The organism is Kitasatospora sp. NPDC036993 (assembly GCF_055607525.1).
Genome location: NZ_JBVJRP010000008.1, coordinates 37,642 through 53,610 on the forward strand (window position 1 = coordinate 37,642; position 15,969 = coordinate 53,610).

The window sequence follows — 15,969 nt, forward strand, 5'->3', positions numbered from 1 at the left end:
CGGCAGCGGCGCGGCCCCCGAGGGAGCCGCGCCGCCGTCATGTCAGGCCGCTGTCACGTCACTCCGCCGGCAGTCGCGGCGTGCGCGGCGGCACCGTCCGCCGGCTGCCGGTCGCCTCGAAGGCCGCGGCGAGGGTCAGCAGGGCGTTGTCGTCGTAGGCGCGGCCCGCGAAGGTCAGTCCGACGGGCATGCCGGTGTCCGTCATGGTGCCCATCGGCACGGTGACCGTCGGGACGCCGAGGTGGCGGGGCACCAGGTTGCCGTTGGCGACCCAGACGCCGTTGCGCCAGCCGAGGTCGGCGGACGCCTCGGAGACGTCCATGTCCGCCGGGCCGACGTCGGCGACCGCGGGGAACACCACCGCGTCCAGCCGCAGGCCGTCCATCCAGAGCTCCAGGTCGACCCGGCGGGTCTCCTCCAGCCCGCGCAGTCCCTGTTCGAGGTGCGGCATGTCGGTGAAGGACGCGTACGGACGCTCGCGCACGAGGCGCGGGTAGTCGCCGATCGTGTCGTCGAAGCCCTCGTAGCGGTCCGGGAGTTCACCCTCCTGCTTGGGGAAGACGCGGTCGCCGTCGACCTCGGCCAGGCCGGCCAGCTCCGGGTCGCCGTTGGCGCGCAGGAAGTCGTCCCACGCCCAGGCGGACAGGTCCTCGATCTCGACGGTGAGGAAGTCGCGGCCGACCAGCCCGCGGGTGAACAGCGAGGGCGCGCCGGGGCGGTCGGACTCGTAGTTGGTCACGACGGGGAAGTCGACCTCGACCACCTCGGCGCCGGCCGCCTCCAGGTCCCGGCGGGCGGCTTCCCACAGGGCGATCACCGAGGGGCGGGTGTCGATCCGCTGACCGGTCTGGCCGCCGATGCCGCCGTCGGGGTTGGTGCCGGCGTCGGGGTCGGCGTTGATGTACATCGCGGGGACGCCGACGCGCTTGCCGGCGAGGGCGGCGCGTGCGCCCTGCGCGTCGGCCGGGGCGAGCGCCGGGTACGAGGCGGGGCGCACCTGCGACGCCGCGGGAATCGGCACCCACGGCTGGGCGCGCCACAGGTCACCGCGCGTCTGCGGGTCGTCGGCGACGACGACGTCGAGCAGTTCGAACAGGTCGGCCATGGTGCGGGTGTGCGGGACCACGACGTCCATCGTCGGCACCAGCGGCCAGTTGCCGCGCACCGAGATGACGCCGCGGCTGGGCGTGTAGGCGCACAGCGCGTTGTTGGAGGCGGGTGCCCGGCCCGACGACCAGGTCTCCTCGCCGAGGCCGAACGCGCCGAACGAGGCGGCCGTCGCGGTGCCCGAGCCGTTGGAGGAGCCGGAGCCGTAGGCGCTGGTGAGCCAGTCGGCGCTGTACGGGCTCTCCGCGCGGCCGTACACGCCGCGCTGCATGCCGCCGTTGGCCATCGGCGGCATGTTGGTCAGGCCGATGAGGACGGCCCCGCCCGCGCGCAGCCGCTCGACGGCGAAGGCGTCGCGCTGGGCGACGAGGTGCTCGAAGGCCGGCGAACCGGCCGCGGCCGTCAACCCCTTCGCGAGGTAGCTGTCCTTGGCGGTGTACGGGATGCCGTCCAGCGGACCGAGGGTCTCGCCGCGCGCGCGGCGGGCGTCGGAGGCCTCCGCCTCGGCGCGGGCGTCCGGATTCATCACGACCATCGCGTTGAGCGCGGTGGCGGTGCCGGGCCGGTCGTAGGCGGCGATCCGCGCGAGGTAGGCGTCGAGCAGCCCGACCGCGGTGGCCTCGCCCTTCTCCAGCGCCGCGCGCAGGTCGGCGATACCGGTCTCCACAACATCGAATCCGCGCGTCATGCGGGTGTCTCCTGGATGGTCGGGTCGGACAGTGCGGACCGCCGGGCTTCGGGCCGATCGCGCGCGCCGTCATGCCACTCAGCCGCATTGACTAGATTTTCAGTCTAGACTACCGATCTAGGACCACGGAACCGAGACGAGGCCATGCCGACGCCAGAGCCCCAGCCCACCCGGCCACAGCCCCTCCCCCCGCCGGACGGCACGCCCGGACCCGCGGCGGACACCGGGCCGCGTACCGCCCCCCGGCCCGCCCGGACCCCGGCCGACCGGAAGCGCCGGCCCAGCGGCGACGAGGCACGGGGAAGGGCGATGCGGGCGGCCATCAGCGCCATCGCCGAGAAGGGCGCCGCGGGCGTACGGATGTCGGACATCGCCGCGCGGGCCGGCATGAGCACCGGCCACATCCTCTACCACTTCGGCAGGAAGGACCGCCTGCTGCTCGAAGTCCTCGTCTGGAGCGAGGCGGACCTCGGCGCCCGGTACCAGCAGGCCGCCGACCGGGCCGCCTCCCCCGCGGAGAAGCTGGCCCTGTTCGTCCGCTTCTACCTGCCCCGTCACCAGGGCGACGAACGCTACGCCCTGTGGACTCAGGTCCTGGCCCAGCACCACGACGACGAGGGGCGGCACCTGCTCACCGAGCTGTCCGACGTCTGGGAGGAGCGCCTGGAAGCCGTCCTCCTCGAAGGCCGGGCCTCGGGACGGTTCGCCGACGTGGACACCGCCGAGTTCACCATCAGGGCGGTGGCCATGCTCAACGGGCTCTCCGGCGACATCATGTTCGGACGGCCGCGCTGGCAGCAGGCCTCCGCGGACGCGTTCGCCCTGGCCGCCCTCGAACGCGAACTGCGCCCGCCCGCCCGGCTGTGACGGCGCGCCCCGCTGCCGCGGTCCGCTGGTCCGCCGCACGGACGCGCATCCGCCGGCGCCACGTCAGGGACGACCGCGGACCTCGCCCGCGCAGCCGGCCAGCGGGTTGGGAACGGACACGAAGCGGGATTCCGTGCCGCCCAGGTCGAGCCAGCGGGAGAGCAGGCTGGCCTTGCCCGGGACCGTGGCCGCGCCGAGGAGCGCGGTGATCTCCGGGACGCCGCGCTCCCGGTCGCATCTCTCGAACTCCCGCCGCGCGAGCGGCCACAGCACGCCCGCCGTCCCCGGGAAGCGGTGCGCGAGGGTGCCGGCGATCTCGCCGAGGTTGTTGACGACGAGGCAGTACACCAGGCGCTGCCAGGCCGCCTCACGGGGCGTCTCGGGGACGACCCTGGCGCCCTCGGTGTCGCGGAAGACGGCCTGGACGGGAACGCCGTCCGCGTCCACGCCGACGAGGGTGTTCTGGAGGTGGCACTCGACCACCACGCCGTAACGGGCGTACGCCTCCAGGACGGGCGGGACGACGTGGCCCAGGTACGCCGACCACCAGCGCAGCGGATCGGTGACGCGGTCGAGCGGGTTGCCGTCGAAGCGCTCGGCGAGCGCGGCGGCCAGCACCGCGGTGGCGCCCGGCAGGAGGTGCCCGTCCAGGCCGTCCCTGACCACGACCGGGAAGGTCTCCTCGAGACCGCGGACCGTACGGTGCCCGGGTTCGCTCAACCAGGCCGCCGGACCGTCCATCGCCGCGAAGGCGGCGGCGGCCAGCGGGTCCCTGCGGCGCCCCTGGCGCAGGTCGTGCAGCCACAGCCGCCGGACGTCGTTGGTGATCCACACCTCCAGGCTCAACTTCAGGAACAGGTCGGCCGGTCCGGGGCCCTCAGGCCTCCCCGGGACGTGGACGGTGCGCACCGACGACGTCGCCCGGGCCTGCCAGGCAGTGGCACCCAGCCGGACGAGACGGCCCCGGGCGAAGGCCGCGCGCACCGCGGGCAGCCGGCGGCTGAGCGCGAACTGCCAGGGATGGACGGGCAGCGGACGGAACCCGGGCGGAGCCTGGCCCAGGGAGTCGAGGACGCGGGTGTCGCCCTCGTCGATCACCGCGTCCGTCGAGACGCCGAGCAGGACGAGCGGGAAGCGGGCGTACGCCTCCGGGGCGTAGCGGAGCCAGGCGGCGGGCGGACCGCCGCCACTGCGTGCCTTGGGAGCCGGGTGGCAGGGGTGGCCCATGACGAGGGCCTGTTCGGAACGCAGCCACAGGTCGTCGGGCGGGGTGGCGCGGGCCCGGGCCGCGAGGACGGCCTCCAGGGCCGCGCGGCTGGCGGTCGCCTCGGTGACGAGCGCGGGGTTGGCACGCCCGGTGGTGGCCCGCATCTCCTGTGCGGCGAGATCGACGAGCCCGGCGTGGCGCAGCGGCCGCCAGCCCGTGCCGGTCCACAGTTCCGGCGAGGAGGGCCGGTGACGGGTGCGGACCCGGAGCAGCCGTCCGCTGGCGTGCAGGCGGTGGACGGTGTGGCCGGCGGGTGTGCTCCCCGCCGGTTCGGCGGCTTCACGCAGGAGGCAGTTGAGCAGAGGCGTGACGGACAGCGCGTCGGCTGCCCGGGCGAAGTCCCGCATGGGCCGCCACCCTACGTGGAACGAGCTGGGTGTGGTGGGAGATCGGGTGTGCGGCAGCGCCGCCGAGCGGCGGCTGGCAGAGCAACTGGGCGACATCCACCCGGAGCGGGTCGATGCCTACCTGGCCGCTCTGCCCGGGGCGCGGGCCGCCGTGCTGGCACGGCTGTGGCGGGGGCTGGTCCACGAGCCGCTGCCCTGGGTCGTGCGGCGGACCACCGGGCGCGACGGCGTCGGGCTGGAGCTGGCGGACGGGCGGCGCCTGCACGGTCCGCCGTCGGACCCGTGGGCGACGGGAACGGCGATCGCCCGCGTCGAACTGGACGGCCGCCCGTTCGACCACCCGGGCCGGTTGCTGACGGCGCTGGCCCTGCCCGGCGGCGGGCGGCTGGCCGCCGAACTCGATCACAGCGCCGCCTCGATGGCGCTCTCGCGCACGGCCCCTCGGCTCGCCGGCCCGCCGGCGGCGCCGTGGCAGTGGGAGCAGCGGTCACCGGACGGGCACCCGTACCACCCCGCCTGCCGGTCCCGTCCGGGCTTCTCGGCCGCCGAGCAGCTGGCGTACGCGCCGGAACACCGGCCGGTGGTGGGGCTGCGGCTCACGCCGGTGGCCGACGCCGTGCTGCGCGGCCCGTGGCCGGCGGATCTGCGCGACGGCCGGGTCACGCTGATCCCGGTTCACCCGTGGCAGGCCGAGCACACCCTGACCGGACGGACCCTGCTGCCCGGGCCGCGGGCCCACCCGCTGCTCTCCCTGCGGACGCTCGACCTGGGAGGGGACGTACACGTCAAGACGGCGCTGAGCACCCGGCTCACCTCCGCGGTGCGGGACATCTCCGCCCACTCGGTGGAGCACGCGCTGACCACCTCCGAGGTCGTCGAGCGTGCCGCGGCCCGGCTGGGCGGCCGGCTGCACATCGCGCGGACCCTGGCGGCGGCGGGCGCCGGCACACCGGACCTGGCGGCGGTGCTGCGGCAGTCGCCGTACACGTACGCCGGGGCGCGGGAGCAGGTGGTCCCGGTGGCGGAGCTGCCCGCGTTCTTCGCGCCGCTCACCCCCGGCGAGCGGTGGAGCCGGATCACCGGGTTCGCGCGGCTGGCCGTGGGGGTCTGCCTGGACATGCTCGACCTGGGGGTGGCCCTGGGGGCTCACGGGCAGAACCTCCTCGCCGTCCTCGACGAGGAGGGGCGAGCCCGGCGGCTGGTCTACCGCGACCTCGCCGACATCCGCGTCAGCCCCACCCGGCTGCTCCGCCACCGGCTTCCGTCGCCGCCGAGCGGCCGACTCGTGGACGACGACCGGCTCGGCCTGCGCCGCCAGGCCTTCGGCTGCCTGGTCACGGGCTCGCTGGGCTCGCTGGCCGGCAGCGCCGCCGCCCTGGGCGCGCTCCTCGAAGCCGCCACCCGGGACCTCCCCGCGACTCCCGACCTGCGGGCCCTGGTGGCGGATCCGGTGCCGGCCAAGGCGCTCACCCTGATGCGGCTGGCCCCGGACGGTGTCCGCTGGGCCCTGCTGCCGAACCCGGCCCGGAACGGCTGAATCCGCCGGAAGCAGCCGTCCACGGACAGCGCCCGGATCCGGTCACCCGCTCCGTTCGGCTCCCCCGCGGGCCGCCGGAACCGGGGACCGGCATCCACGACTCGGCCGCCCGGCCGCCGGGGACGGGGTGCGATCGGCCCCCGGGCCCCCGGGCCGCCGTGGCGGGGCAGCCGGATGCGCCGGGCCGGACCCACGGGAATAATCGATTCGTGGACGACATGCCGGCGCGCACGCCCGTCGCTCCCGACGGCCGGCTGGGGAAGGCCGCCGAGCACCCCGGTTTCAGCGACACACCAAGCCCGAACACGAGCACTGGATGACCAGCGGGTTCGTCGACGGCGACAGCCTGCCCGCGATGGTCCGCTGGGGTGCGACCGCCGAGAACTTCTGGCGGCTGCCCGTCGACCCCGCCTCGCTGCGCGCCGACCGGCTCGACGAGACCCGCGACGTCATCAGCTCCCTCCTGACCGGGCGCGACGCCACCGCCCTGGGCGAAGCGGTCAAGCGCGCCGACCTGAACACCACCTCGGGCCTGTTCGAGATCCTCACCCTGGCGGACGGGCGCTACCAGGCCTCGCTGCCGCTCAGCGCGATCGGCCCGGCCGGCGTCGCGGGCGTCGCCACCGTGGTGCTGTTCCTGGCCGCCGTGCTCACCACCGACCGGCGCGCCGCCGAGATCCGGCTGCTGCTGGCCCGCGGCGGCTCCCGCGCCGGGGTGCTGCGCCGGCTGCTCGCCGAGGGTGCGGTCGTCGTCCTGCCCGCCGCCGTGCTCGGCACGGCCCTCGCCCTGGTGCTGCTGCCCACCCCGCGGTGGGAACGCGCGGTGCTGTCGGCCCTGGTCGCGACCCTGATCGCGCTGCTGGCCCTTCCGGTCCGCGCGGCCCTGCTGCGGACCCGTCAGCGGCAGGCCGGCGGACGGCGCCGACTCGTCGGCGAACTCACCGTCGTGGCGCTCACCGTCGCGGCCGTGGCGGAGGTCCGGCGCCGGGGCGTCGGCCACCCCGGGGCCGGGGTGGACCCGCTGCTGGTCGCTGCGCCGCTCCTGCTCGCCGTCACCGGCGGGCTGTCGCTGGCCCGGATCGAGCCGGTGCTGGTCGGCCGGCTGGCCACCCTGGCCGGCCGGGGCCGCGGCCTGATCGGCTTCCTCGGCCTCAGCCGGGCGGCCCGCGACGGCTCGGGCCGCCGCAAGCCCTCCGTGCTGCCGCTGCTCGCCCTGCTGATCGCCGTCACCACGACCGGCTTCGGCGCCACCGTGCGGGACAACAGCGGGGCCCCGCCGGTCGGCCTGGCCAGGCTGATCGCGGGCAACGCCACGGCCGGCGGCAAGGACGCCCACGGCCTGCCCGCCGGATACACCGTGCACAGCAGCCGGGAGGCCGCCGCCGCACTCGGCGACGACCCGCTGCAGCACGCCGCCGGGCGGCTGTTCCGGTACGCGGCCGCCGCCGGAGCCGGATACGCCCTGCTCGCCGTGCCGCTGACGCTGTTCCGGGCCGCGGCCGACCGCACGGCCCTGCTCGCCCGGCTGCGCACCATGGGCCTGCGGCCCCGGCAGGGGCTGGCGCTGATCCTCACCGAGGCGCTGCCGCAGACCCTGGCGGCGGCCGTCGGCGGCGGCCTGGTCGCGGCCGCGGCGGTCGCCCTGCTGGGCGGCGCGTTCGACATCTCGTCGCTGGTCGGCGCCAGGGTCGGGGAGGTCGTCACCCCCACGCTGCTGCCGGTGCTGCTGCCCACCGCGGGCCTGGCCCTGCTGGTCGGGCTCGGGGTGGTGGTGGAGACACTGGTCGCCGGCCGGCGTCAGGTCGCCACCGAACTGCGGGCCGGGGAGGAGTCGTGACGGTGCCGCGGCTCCGCGGGCGAGGGAATGGAGTGCGGGCCCCCGGGCCGATGGCGCCGGTCACCAGGTGACGGGCAGTGCGTGGAGGCCGTAGACCTCGTTGTTGACGCGGTAGGGCACGTCCTCGGCGGGACACGCGAGCGCGAGGCCGGGCAGCCGCCGCAGCAGCGCGGGCACCGCGATCCGCAGTTCGATGCGGGCCAGTGGTGCGCCGAGGCAGTGGTGCGGGCCGTATCCGAAGGTCACGTGCGACACGGGTGTGCGTGCGATGTCGAAGCGGTCCATCCCGGCGCCGAGCGCCGGGTCGCGGTTGGCCACCGGCAGTTGGCAGACGACCTGCTCGCCGGCCTTGACCGGCACGCCGCCGATCTCGGTGTCCCACCGCGCGGTCCTGGCCAGCGCGGTGCTGGACACGGACAGGTACCGCAACAGCTCCTCGACGGCGGCGTCGATCACCGGATCGCCCTCCGGAGCGTCGCGCAACCGGTCGGCCTGTTCCGGGTGCGACAGCAGGGCGAGCACGCCCAGGCCGATCGTGTTGGACACGGTCACGTGGCCGGCCAGCAGCAACAACTCGACGACACCGGCCAGTTCGGAGTCCGACACCGCGCCGCCGTGCTCCCGGACGAGCATGCCGATCATCCCGTCGTCCGGGCTGCGCCGTTTCTCCGCGACCAGGGAGGCCACGTACGCGTGCGATTCCCGGCCGGCCGCGAGCCGTTCCTCCATGGGGAGTCCGAGATCCAGCGTGATGCGGGACCAGCGGTGGAACTCCCCCTGATCGGGGTCGGGGACGCCGAGCATCGCGCAGATCACCCCGAGCGGCAGCGGCAGGGCGAAGTCGTCCATCAGGTCCGCCGTCCGGCCGCGCGACTCCATGGCGTCGATCAGCTCGTCGACCAGGGTGCCGATCATCGGCTCCAGGGCGCGGATCCGCCTTCCGGTGAACTCCGGCGTCAGGACGTGGCGCAGCCGGGTGTGCTCCGGCGCGTCCATGTTGAGGAGCTCGTTCGGCAGGACCGGAGCGCGCTCCGGGTCGTGCATCGCGAACGTCTCGTGGTCGGCCAGCACGCGCCGCACGTCGGCGTGCCGGGTGACGAGCCAGAACTCACCGTCCCGGTGCAGCCAGAAGTCCTGGACGCGCCGGACCGGTTGGTCCCCTCGCTGGGCCTCGCCCAGGGCCGGGCCAGGGTCGAGCCCGTCACGACGGTAGAAGATCGAGACCGGCGGCACTTCCTGCTCACTCATGGAACCTCCCGTGATCACCCGATACCCACTTCCTGATACCCAGGTGCCCGTGCCGCTGCGCGCTTCGGCCGCGATCCCGTGCAGCGTGCAGGCGCGCGGAGGCCTCCTGCGCGCCCCCTCCCACGGACCGGAGCCGCCCCCCTTCCCCTCTGCTCCCCCGCTGGGTAGCGAACCGCGACCAGCCGGCCCGGACGCGGTTCAGTCGTTCGTCGCGAGCGGGCGGGTCCGCAGCAGGGCCCGGGCCGGCAGGGCCGTCGCGACGAGGCAGAGCACCACGGCCGCGGCGGCCAGCGACAGGGCGGTGCCCGGCGGGACGTACGGCGCGGTACCGGCGAGGCCCCGGGCGATCGGCACCAGGGTGATCCAGGCGATCGCGCTGCCCAGCAGCAGCCCGGCCGCGGCCACCAGCAGGGCCTCCCAGCGCATCATGCCGCGCACCTGGCGGCGGGTGGCGCCCACGAGGCGCAGCAGAGCCACCTCGCGGCGGCGGTCCAGGGCGGTCATCACCAGCGTGTTGGCGGCGGTGATCGCCGCGAAGCCGCCGAGCACGCCCGCCATCACGGAGTTCGCCCAGTCGCCGGCCTCGCGCCTGCGGTCGGCCTGGGCGACGTATCCGGCGCGGTCGGCGACGGTGAGTCCGGCGGCCGTGGCGGTGGCGTTGGCAGTGGCAGTTGCGGCGGCGGCGGTGGTCTCGGCGGGGAGCTTCGCCAACCGGGCGGCGATGTCGGCGCGGTCGGCACCGGGGGCGTCCGCGACCAGGACCTGGCTGTCGTAGGCCACGCCGGCGTGTGCGGCGACGGCCGCCCTGGGCAGCACCAACTGGCCGAAGGCGAGGCCGCGTTCGTAGGTGGCGACGACCGTCAGCCGGGCCTGGGTGCCGTCGCCGAGCCAGAACGAGGCGTGGTCACCGGTCTTCAGGCCGAGCTTGTCGGCGAGGGCCGTGTCGAGGGCGACGGTGTCGGTGCCCCGGGCGAGGTCGGCGAGCGAACCGGTCCTCACCGCCAGGTCGAGGACCCGGGGCAGCTTCGCCGGGTCGCCGGAGACGCCGAGGACGTTGGCGGAGCGGAGCTTGCCGTCGGAGCGGTAGACGGCGCCGCTGCGCAGCACGCCCACGGCGGCGTCGACGCCGGGCACCCGGGCGGCCTGTTCGGCGATGCTGGCGGGCAGGCCGGGGCCGGTGGAGCCGAGCACGTGGTCGGCGGTGATGCCGTCGCGCACCTGCTCGCCGGCGGCGTGCTGGACGGTGCTCTGGATGAACAGCATGGTGCCGCAGAAGGCGGTCACCATCGCGATGGGCGTGAGCGCGGACGTCAGCCGGCGGGCGTTGGCGCGGGCGTTGTCGGCGGCCAGCGAGCCGCTGGTGCCGCCGGCGCCCGCCCGCAGCGGCAGGCCGAGTACCCCGGTGGCGGCTCGGGCCACCCACGGGCCGAGCAGGGCGATGGCCACCAGGAAGCACATGACCACGCCGAGCGCGGTGTTGGCGGCGTTCTCGCCGCTCAGGCCGGCCGCGACCACGGTCAGCACCAGGCCGCCGGCGATGGCCAGCACGCCGAGGACGGTTCGCACCACGCCCGCTCGTCCCACCGCCACCGACGCCTCGCCGAGTGCCTGGCCGGGACGCAGGTTGGAGGGCCGTCGGGCGGCGAGGTAGCCGGCGGCGAGTGCGGCGAGCAGGCAGGTGGCGACAGCGACGAGCGCGGGGAGCGGGCCGACGTCCAGTTCGACGCCCTTCGGGACGGCGCCGCGCGAGGCGAGGCCGTCGAACCACCAACGGGCCAGCGCCACGCCCAGGATGAGGCCGATCACCCCGGCGATGGGGGCCACCAGCACCGCCTCCGTGGCGATGGTGCGGCGGATCTGGCGGGGCGTCGCGCCGACGGCGCGCAGCAGGGCGAACTCGCGGGCCCGCTGGCCGATGGCCAGCGCGATGGTGGACACCACGACGAAGACGGCCGTCATGGTCGCGGTACCGCCGAAGGAGCCGCCGATCGCGATGAGCAGGGTCCGGCCGTCCCCGAGCGCCGGCTGCTCGACGGAGCCCCGGGCGTCGCCGGTGACCACCCTGATCCCGGTGGGGGAAGCCCCGCCGGCCGTCCGGTCGGCGGTGTCGCGCAGCGCGTCGCGCAGTTGCCGGGCGAGGTCCGTGGCGCTGACGCCTTCGCCCGGCTGGACGGCGATGGCGTCGACGCGGCCGGGGTGCCCGGAGAGCCGGCCGGCCGTGTCGTCGGCGAACCAGGCGGTGGGGCCGGCGCTCTGCGGCGCGGCCAGGCCGGAGATCCGGTAGCTGCCGCTGCCACCGGGCGCGACCAGGCTCAGGCTCGCGCCCGGGGCGAGGTGGGCGTCGCGCGCGGTGGCGGCGTCGAGGACGACCTCGCCGTCGGCGGGCGCGCGGCCCTCGACCAGGGTGTCCGCGCCGCCGGCGATGCCGAGCGCCGCGTACCCGCGCCCCGTCAGGCCCGGCGTCGCCGGACCCGGCTGGAGCGGGAAGGCGGAGTCCGCCCGAGCCGCCGCCACACCGGGCTGCGCGGCGATGCGCCGGGCCAGTGCGGCATCCACGCGGGCCCGGTCGGAGACGGGCCGGTCGACGGTCTTCTCCTTCTTCTTGTTGACCTGGCGGACGAACTCGATGTCCGGGTTGGCCGCGACGACCACCGGCGCGTCCGCGTAGCGGACCGGAGGCACGGTGGCGGTGATGCCGGTCTGCAGCATGGTGCCGCAGGCCATGATGACCGCCGCGCCGAAGAGCAGGGCGATGAAGGTGCCCGCGAAGGAGGCGGGCCGGAAGCGCACCGAGGCGCGCGCGAGTCCGTTGCTCACGCCGCCGTCTCCACCCCGGTGGTGGCGAGCGTGACCATCCGGTCGGCGACGGACTGCGGATCGGGGTGGTGCAACTCCCCCGCCAGGGCGCCGTCGGCCAGGAAGACCACACGGTCGGCGAACGAGGCCGCCACCGGATCGTGCGTCACCATGACCACCGTCGCGCCCGTCGTGTCCACCGCTCGCCGTACCGCCCGCGACTCGATCGCGGCCCTGGTCTGGCCGGGGGGCTCGGTCGGCCCGTACTCGGAACGGTCGTGGCGGCGTGCCATGGTGGGCCTTCCCTCGCGGATCGTCGCTGGTCGTCGACGTGACCCAGGCTAGGAACGGCGGGCGGCCCGAACCATGGAGGCTACCGGCGGAAGAGGGGTGGGGTTATCCCCACCCGGGCACTCGCCCGCCGTCCCCCGGCCGGACGGAGGCGCGGACGGACGCGCCGGTGGCCCGGTCCGGGCCACCGGCGCCGCGCTCAGGCTTCCCGGGCGCGCAGTTCGTCCAGGGTCCGGTCCAGGTTGGCGCGGGTCGCCTCGGTCGCGGCGTCGGGATCGCCCGCGGCGATCGCTTCGACCAGGGCGTGGTGTGCGCGGGTGATGATCTCCTCCTCCGCACCGACGTGCAGGTGGTCGTCGGCCACCACGAAGCAGGCCGCCTGGCGCAGCGCGTCGACGAAGGAGTCGAAGAGGCGGGTGAGCACCGGGTTGCGGGCGGCCCGTACGACCAGGCGGTGCAGTTCCAGGTCCGCCTCGACGAACGCGACCCGGTCGGCGGCCGCGTCACGGGCGGCCAGCGCCGTCCGCAACGCGGCCACGTCCTCCTCGGTGCGCCGCCGTGCGGCCAGCCGGCCGGCCTCGGCCTCCAGCGCCGCACGGACCTCGTACACGTCGTGGGCTTCCGAGCGGCGCAGTTCCCGGTCGAACTCCGACACCGGGGAGGCCGCCGCGACATAGGTGCCCGAGCCCTGCCGGGAGTGCAGTTGACCGTCGGCGATGAGCACCCGCACCGCCTCGCGCGAGGTGGTGCGGCCGACGCCCAGCAACCGGCTCAGTTCGACCTCGTTGGGGAGCTTCTCCCCCACCGGCCACTCCCCCGTGCCGACCAGCCGGCGCAGCTCGGCGACGGCCTCCTCGACCAATGAGCGATGGCGTACCGGGCGAACAGTCATGGCACGACCCTACCGTCCTGCCGACGGCGTCCTTTCGCTCCGTCGCAGCTCAGCCGACGGGTCCGCCGACGGGTCCGCCGACCGGCTCGGGCAGCGGCCCCGGCTCCGACTCCGGCAGCACCCGGTCGCGCAGGCGCAGGGCGCAGCCGAGTGCGACGGCGAGGACGCCGAGGACCAGGGCGAGCACCGAGCGCAGGCCGTGCGCGTCGGCCAGGCGGCCGAGCAGCGGCGCGGCGAGGCCGCCCACCGACATGGCGAGCCCCAGGGTGAGCCCGCTGGCGGTACCCGGCCGGGTGGGCAGGTAGTCCTGGGCGAGCGTCACCTGCGGGGCGAAGGGCAGGAACATGGCCAGCCCGAACGCCACGGCGCCGGCCACGGCGACCGCGCTGGAGGGTGCGAAGGCCACGACGGCGAGGGCGGGGACGGCCAGCAGGTACCCGGCGCGGATCGGGGTGAGCCGTCCGTGCCGGTCGCCCAGCCAGCCGCCGAGCAGGGTGCCGGCCGCTCCGGCCAGGGTGAGCAGGGTGAGTGCGGTGGCGCCGAGTCCGGTCGAGCCGTGCAGGTCGCGCTGGATGTGCAGGGCGAGCATCGAGGTGACCGTCACGTAGGGGACGGACCAGCCGACGGTCGTGGCGGCCAGGCGTCCGAAGGCCCGCCAGTCGTCCCGGTGCGTGCTCGCGGTCGCGGCCCGGGCGGTCGGCGGGGTCGCCGGGGCCGGGCCCCGGTGGCGCCGCCACCGGCCCTGCACGGCCCAGAGCGCGGCCGTCACCAGGGCCGGGACGGCGAGCAGCCAGCCTCCCGCGAGGCCGTACGAACCGACGACGAGGGTGACCAGGGCCGGTGCCAGTGAGGCGCCCAGCGTGCCGCCGACCGAGAAGAGGCTCATCGCCCGTTGGGACTGTCCGCCGGCGGCCCTGGCCTCGCTGGTGGCGGCCGGGTGGTAGGCGGCGATGCCGATGCCGGCCAGGGCGGCGCAGAGCCAGGTGAGCGGATAGCTTCCGGCGAGTGCGGCGCCGGTGATCCCGGCCGCGGCGGTGAGGAAGCCGACCGGGATGAGCCAGCTGCACCGGTGGCGGTCGACCAGCAGGCCGAACAGCGGCTGGACCACACTGGACAGGCCGCTCGCGGCCAGGGCGATGCCGGAGACGGCGGTGTAGCTGTAGTGCCGATGGGACATCAGGAACGGCAGCAGTGCGGGGACGGCGCCCTGGTAGAGGTCGTTGACGATGTGGGTGCCGGTCAGGAAGGCCAGCCTGCCGCGCTTCACCGGGTGCTCCCCTCGGGCCGGGCCGCCGCCCGACCGCCCCGCGCCGGCGCGGACGCCTGCCGGGCCCGCTCCAGGACGGACGCCTGCCGGGCGGCGTGGTGGTGCCAGGGCCGGGCCCGTTCCAGCTGGGCGCCGAGGGAGAGCAGCAGGCCCTCCTGGTGGAGCCGGGCGGTCAGCATCACGCCGATCGGCAGTCCGTCAGGCGTCCAGTGCAGCGGCAGGCTGATCGACGGCCGGCCGGTGAGGTTCGCCAGCGGGGTGCGCGGGGTGACGGCGAGCATCCGGGCGTACGTGCGTTCCGGGGCGTCCGGATCGGTCAGCGACCCGACCGGCAGCGGCGGCCGGTCCGTGGTCGGGCTCAGCACCGCGTCGAAGCGGTCGTAGCGGTGGCAGACCGCGCGGGCGGTGGCGGCCAGGGAGGTCATCGCCGTGTACAGCCGGGCCCCGCTGTGCCCGCCGCCCTCGGCGCGCAGCCAGCGGGTCAGCGGCAGCAGCCGCTCCTCGCGCTCCGGCGGGACGGGCACCGCGGCGGCCAGGACGCTCCACAGCACGGTGAAGTCCGGCAGGTACTCGCCCGGGTCGAACGGCGGTGCCTCCTCGACCCGGTGGCCGAGGTCGGTGAGCAGGTCGGCGGTGCGGCGGCAGGCGAGTGCGGCCTCGGGGTGCCAGCCGTCGGTCCGCGGCATGACCCCGATCCGCAGCGGGCCGGGTTCGCGTCCGGCGCGGGACCGGAAGTGGCCGGCGGGCGCGGCGGGCAGGGTACTGCCGTCACCGGGGACGCTCCCCGCCATCGCGTCCAGCAGCAGGGCGGTGTCCGGCACCGTCCTGGCGAGTGGACCGGCGGTGGCCAGCCCGAAGGCGTCCGTCCCGGGTGCCGGGGTCACCCGGCCCCGGCTGGGCTTGAGGCCGACGACCCCGCAGGCCGCGGCCGGGATGCGGATCGAACCGCCGCCGTCGCTGCCCAGGGCCCCGGCCGCCAGCCCGGCCGCGACCGAGGCGGCCGCACCGCCGCTGGAGCCACCGGCACCGCGGCCGGGGTCGTACGGGCTGCGCGCGGTGGCGTACGCCGTCTCGGTGTAGCAGGAGCAGCCGAACTCGGCCGCCGTGGTGGTTCCCAGCAGCACGGCACCGGCCGCCCGGAGTTCGCCGACCACGGCGGCGTCCGCCGGGGCGATCCGGTCGTCGAAGGCCGCGGAGCCCGCGGTGAAGGGCAGCCCGGCGACCGGCCAGGTGTCCTTCACCGACAGCGGCACGCCGAGCAGCGGCGGCAGCCCGGCGCCGTCGTCCGCCCCGCCGGTGGCCAGCCGGGCCTCGGCCGCACGGGCGGCCCGGCGGGCGCCGGACGCGTCGACCGTGCGGTAGGCGCCCAGCAGGCCGTCGGACTCCTCGATGCGGCGCAGGTGGTGGTCGACCAGTTCGGTCGGCGAGACGGTGCGTCGCCGGACGGCCGCGGCCTGTTCGGCCAGCGTCAGTTCATGGAGGTCGGTCATGAGTCGGTTACTCCTCAGGTCATCAGGTCCTCTGAGGACTTCACCTTAGGGGAGGCCCCGGACGGGTGGCAAGGCAAGCCTTACCCGAGCCGGCCCGCTCGCGGGCACCATCCCGTGGAGCGTTTCGACGCCCGGACGGCCACCCTCCGTCACGCGAAATTCACAAACCGGGGTCTACTCGCATAGACAACGGTGGGCCATCCTGGTGCGATGCCGGCGCTCGAAGCCCGCCCCTCGTTCCCCGGGAACCGCGGATGGCCGCGCCGGACGGATCGGTCGGCCCTCGCGCCGGAGCACTGCCGCGTCACAGCACTGCGTACGACCCCTTCGTCCGG

At 75.8% G+C, this 15,969-nt stretch carries 10 protein-coding genes and 1 pseudogene; 3 read left to right on the forward strand and 8 right to left on the reverse strand.

The genetic code is table 11. The features are described from left to right. Nucleotides 1-58 precede the first annotated feature (58 nt). On the reverse strand, nt 59-1,795 hold the full coding sequence (locus tag ACZ7C5_RS18360) for an amidase (protein ID WP_470322957.1): 1,737 nt from the start codon (nt 1,793-1,795) through the stop codon (nt 59-61). Between the two features lie 309 nt (nt 1,796-2,104). Here ACZ7C5_RS18360 and ACZ7C5_RS18365 point away from each other — a divergent pair, with 309 nt between their 5' ends. Next, nucleotides 2,105-2,662, forward strand: coding sequence for a TetR/AcrR family transcriptional regulator (locus tag ACZ7C5_RS18365; RefSeq protein ID WP_470322958.1), 558 nt, complete (start codon nt 2,105-2,107; stop codon nt 2,660-2,662). A 63-nt stretch (nt 2,663-2,725) separates the two neighbouring features. Here ACZ7C5_RS18365 and ACZ7C5_RS18370 read toward each other — a convergent pair whose 3' ends face one another. Next, nucleotides 2,726-4,276 (reverse strand): IucA/IucC family protein, encoded by a 1,551-nt coding sequence (locus ACZ7C5_RS18370; RefSeq protein WP_401082691.1) that lies wholly within the window; start codon nt 4,274-4,276, stop codon nt 2,726-2,728. On the opposite strand from ACZ7C5_RS18370, the gene ACZ7C5_RS18375 reads away from it, so the two are divergent. Further along, nucleotides 4,275-5,813, forward strand: coding sequence for an IucA/IucC family protein (locus ACZ7C5_RS18375; RefSeq protein WP_470322959.1), 1,539 nt, complete (start codon nt 4,275-4,277; stop codon nt 5,811-5,813). The genes ACZ7C5_RS18370 and ACZ7C5_RS18375 overlap by 2 nt on opposite strands. A gap of 316 nt (nt 5,814-6,129) precedes the next feature. Next, nucleotides 6,130-7,650: a hypothetical protein gene (locus ACZ7C5_RS18380; RefSeq protein ID WP_470322960.1), complete on the forward strand. Its 1,521-nt coding sequence runs from the start codon at nt 6,130-6,132 to the stop codon at nt 7,648-7,650. A 60-nt stretch (nt 7,651-7,710) separates the two neighbouring features. Here ACZ7C5_RS18380 and ACZ7C5_RS18385 read toward each other — a convergent pair whose 3' ends face one another. From ACZ7C5_RS18385 to ACZ7C5_RS18410, 6 genes and pseudogenes are all read right to left on the reverse strand, one after another. Further along, nucleotides 7,711-8,898: a cytochrome P450 gene (locus ACZ7C5_RS18385; protein ID WP_470322961.1), complete on the reverse strand. Its 1,188-nt coding sequence runs from the start codon at nt 8,896-8,898 to the stop codon at nt 7,711-7,713. A gap of 198 nt (nt 8,899-9,096) precedes the next feature. Then, nucleotides 9,097-11,715, reverse strand: coding sequence for an ABC transporter permease (locus ACZ7C5_RS18390; protein WP_470322962.1), 2,619 nt, complete (start codon nt 11,713-11,715; stop codon nt 9,097-9,099). Beyond that, a pseudogene (locus ACZ7C5_RS18395) lies at nt 11,712-11,948 on the reverse strand (ABC transporter ATP-binding protein); the annotation flags it as partial. The gene ACZ7C5_RS18390 and the pseudogene ACZ7C5_RS18395, both read right to left, overlap by 4 nt. A 236-nt stretch (nt 11,949-12,184) precedes the next feature. Then, on the reverse strand, nt 12,185-12,877 hold the full coding sequence (locus tag ACZ7C5_RS18400) for a FadR/GntR family transcriptional regulator (RefSeq protein WP_470322963.1): 693 nt from the start codon (nt 12,875-12,877) through the stop codon (nt 12,185-12,187). A gap of 49 nt (nt 12,878-12,926) precedes the next feature. Beyond that, nucleotides 12,927-14,144 carry an MFS transporter gene (locus ACZ7C5_RS18405; RefSeq protein WP_470322964.1) on the reverse strand — a complete coding sequence of 406 codons (1,218 nt, stop codon included), beginning with the start codon at nt 14,142-14,144 and terminating at the stop codon, nt 12,927-12,929. Further along, the gene (locus tag ACZ7C5_RS18410; RefSeq protein ID WP_470322965.1) at nt 14,141-15,634 is read right to left on the reverse strand and encodes an amidase; all 1,494 of its coding nucleotides are present in this window, start codon (nt 15,632-15,634) and stop codon (nt 14,141-14,143) included. Before ACZ7C5_RS18410 ends, ACZ7C5_RS18405 begins: the two co-directional genes overlap by 4 nt. Between the last annotated feature and the right edge of the window lie 335 nt (nt 15,635-15,969).